This is a genomic window from Vreelandella aquamarina, from assembly GCF_900110265.1.
Taxonomy (GTDB): Bacteria; Pseudomonadota; Gammaproteobacteria; order Pseudomonadales; family Halomonadaceae; genus Vreelandella; species Vreelandella aquamarina.
In genome coordinates this window covers 1-1,938 of sequence record NZ_FODB01000112.1, presented here as the reverse complement: position 1 = coordinate 1,938, position 1,938 = coordinate 1, and the positions used below count along the sequence as shown (strand labels likewise).

The following is a 1,938-nucleotide window of genomic DNA, read 5'->3' as shown; positions in this document are numbered from 1 at the left end:
GAAAGTGGAGCAATAAAGCGCCTTCTTGCCATGGTTCCATCCGTGCCCGAGATCCTTGCATCGATAATACACGAAAATATTAGATTAAGCACTTACATTACTCACATGGTTTTCACCCTGTGAGCAGCCAAATGGCAACCAGTTGGCAACCAAATTGCCACCGCTGCAGCAAGACGAGGGTCACTACATAGCAAGCCGCATAAAGCGGCTCAGACAGTGAATCAGGGTGTAACCTGACAAGCGCACCTCGCGCAGTAGTGGAAAAACAGACTTTAGCGCTCAGCCCTACCTTACGTCAGCAGACGTTGAGCCAATTCTTCACTGTTTGTAAAGCTTCATCCCAGGACGCGGGCTCATCGTGATAAACCAGCGGGCCGATAAAACGCTCGTAGCGATCCTGATGGATGGGGTTGGTCTGTAAGCACCCTAGGCCATAGAGCAGCTCATCTGCTGGGCTAGTGACAAATTGTGTATGCTGGTTGCCGAACTGAGACACGTCCGTCTGTATTACTGCCTGTACCAGCGGGCGTAATGCAGCCATGTCATATCCGCCAGCTGTCGCCATGTGAAGATCGTAGACGTGCCTCACCAGCGTTTCGTCGTCTTTTCGGGAAGGATCACGATTCACGTGGGCTGTGCGACGTAGCAATGCCACCAGCTTCTCGCTAATTGTGGCGGGTAGGCTAACCACCGTAAAAGAAGCTACCTCTGGGGGTAGTTTAAGAACATCGGCGTACAAGGAACTGACAGAACAAGCCACGGCGGGCTCATAAAGTTCTGATGCTGCAACGTCTAGCTTCAAGTCAGGTCGAAGCGCAGAGATGCTGCCCTGGGTACGGGGATAGCGAACGGTAAACTCCGCATACCGGTACTCGTTACGCTTGACGATTCCAGCATCGGGATCAAGCCCTAGGATCGGAGAGCGGCTGATAACTGTTTCTATTTCGGACAGCATCGCTTTTCGTTCTGCCTTTAGAGCCGTTCTAGACATGCCCGTTGCTACCCCATCGCGAGCAACAAGTTTGATATCAATATCTTCGGACATACGGAAAAGCTTGTGGTGGGCTTTGGCTAGGCTGGTACCCCCTGCGAATACCAGCTCAAACGCCTCCGAGCGCAGCGTTGAAAGTAGACTCAATAACTGAACGGCATAGACATCTTTTTCGACAATAGCGGGGCTGTCGATTCCCAGCGCATCCGCCACATCGGGAAACATTCCAGAATCAATGTTCATACAGAAACTTGCTCGATACCTAAGCGATATTTACCGTAGGCAATCTGGCGATGAAACGGGCCCTTGACTCTGACCACCACTCGCGCTGGAATTTGTGTGCGCCCCGCCTGATAAGCTTTTTCTGCACTGGCTGGCTCCCACTGTACTCCTAAGCGGTTTAATGCCTCTTTGGCTGCTTGGTCAAAGCCACCGGGCGCTGCAAGCATTGGTTTGCCTGTAATACGGTTTGGGCGCGCTTTGGCGTATAGGCCTTTACCAATACGCACTAATCGTCCCTGCACCTCCAATTGCCGAAGCACCCGGCCTACTTGGTCATAACCACCCAGTGCAGCGAAATCATCACGTAGAAAAACCATCCGCCGACTTTTGCGAATTTTGTCACGAATGCGTGACTCAAGCGTTTGAGCGGTCATGCAACGCCTCCATAGCTGGACAATGACGATAGTTATTTTATGCCTTCAGACTGAGAAATTCAAAAACACGACACTAGAATTAAACAAAAAAATAAATTTATTCAATAAAATCAATTATTTTTATGCAGTTTAAAAAACAAAAACCGCCGCAAATTCGGCACAAAACAGCCTCTATTCTGAGCCGCGCAAAAACAAGGTAAGCGCTCCACCAACCTTGCAATTACCCACAAATCATCAGCTACATAAGCATACTGTTGATAAAGTAAAGCCCGATGTGTTTTTTTGGCTTCT

The 1,938-nt window shown here is 49.6% G+C and carries 3 protein-coding genes; all 3 read right to left on the bottom strand.

Going from position 1 to position 1,938, the window contains the following annotated elements; all coding sequences use genetic code 11:
- Positions 1-295: 295 nt before the first annotated feature.
- On the bottom strand, positions 296-1,234 hold the full coding sequence (locus BMY49_RS17010) for a nucleotidyl transferase AbiEii/AbiGii toxin family protein (protein ID WP_062363701.1): 939 nt from the start codon (positions 1,232-1,234) through the stop codon (positions 296-298).
- Positions 1,231-1,647, bottom strand: a complete 417-nt coding sequence (locus BMY49_RS17005) for a DUF6088 family protein (RefSeq protein ID WP_054641702.1) — start codon at positions 1,645-1,647, stop codon at positions 1,231-1,233. The genes BMY49_RS17010 and BMY49_RS17005 overlap by 4 nt, the downstream gene beginning before the upstream one ends.
- Positions 1,648-1,757: 110 nt before the next feature.
- Positions 1,758-1,938 (bottom strand): hypothetical protein (locus BMY49_RS17655; protein WP_208596232.1); only part of this gene is annotated, 181 nt, incomplete at its 5' end.